This is a genomic window from Mesorhizobium sp. P5_C1 (assembly GCF_054049815.1).
Map to the genome: position 1 here is coordinate 1 of NZ_JBFULQ010001069.1, position 1,079 is coordinate 1,079.

A 1,079-nucleotide genomic window follows, 5' to 3' on the forward strand; every position below is an offset into this window, starting at 1 on the left:
GGTCATGACCGGCATCCTGATCGTCGCCCTCGTCCTGCAGTTCGCGCAGAAGCGTTACGTGCCCTGGGCCTACTGGCTGGCGGTGGTGCTGATCAGCATCGTCGGCACGCTGATTACAGACAATCTCGTCGACAATTTCGGCGTACGCCTGCAGACGACGACCATCGCCTTCTCGGTGGCGCTCGCCGCGACATTCGCCGTGTGGTACGCCAGCGAGCGAACGCTGTCGATCCACACCATCGTCACCACCAGGCGCGAGATCTTTTACTGGCTGGCGATCCTGTTCACCTTCTCGCTCGGCACCGCCGCCGGCGACCTCGTCGCCGAGAGCTTCGACATGGGCTACCTGACATCTGGCCTGTTGTTCGGTGGCGTCATCGCGCTCATCGCGCTTGCCTGGTACCTGCTTCATCTCGACGGCATCCTGGCCTTCTGGCTCGCCTATATCCTGACACGGCCGCTTGGCGCCTCCTTCGGCGATCTCTTGTCGCAGCCAGTCGAATATGGCGGCCTGGGTTTCGGCACCATTTTCACCAGCCTGATCTTCCTTGGCAGCATCATTGGTCTCGTTCTCTACATGACGCTCAAGAAAACCGCCGACGAGGCCGACGAAATCCTGCTGGAATCGGACTAGGCGAAGTCTTGTCGGGTCGCTTGCATTGACGGTCCACATACCTGGGCGATCAGCCGGAACGCCCATCGCTTCGTCATCCACGGGCGGAGCAAGGAGCGCAGCGACGCAGCGCAGACCCGAGGATCCATGCCGCGAGATTGGCCGAAGGATGCAGCGGAGCAGAATTCCGTACCGCTGCATCGATTTGGCGGCGCCGTATGGAAGCAGCCTCGCGACATCCTAGGAACGGGCCCATGCCGGTGCTAGCCTCTCACCGAAATCGGCCACAAACCGGAACAGCCATGCGACTTCTGCTTGTCGAGGACGACCACAGGACGGCCGATTACATCGTCCGAGGATTAACCGAGGCCGGCCATGTCTGTGACCTGCTGCGCAACGGCCACGATGCGCTTTTCGCGGCGACTAGCGGCAGCTATGACGTGATCATAGCCGATCGCATGATCCC

At 61.4% G+C, this 1,079-nt stretch carries 1 protein-coding gene and 1 pseudogene; both read left to right on the forward strand.

From position 1 onward, the window contains the following. On the forward strand, positions 1-634 hold a 634-nt coding region (locus ACXJ7R_RS33940), incomplete at its 5' end, for a COG4705 family protein (protein ID WP_457155608.1). A gap of 281 nt (positions 635-915) precedes the next feature. Beyond that, positions 916-1,079, forward strand: a pseudogene (locus ACXJ7R_RS33945) (DNA-binding response regulator); the annotation flags it as partial.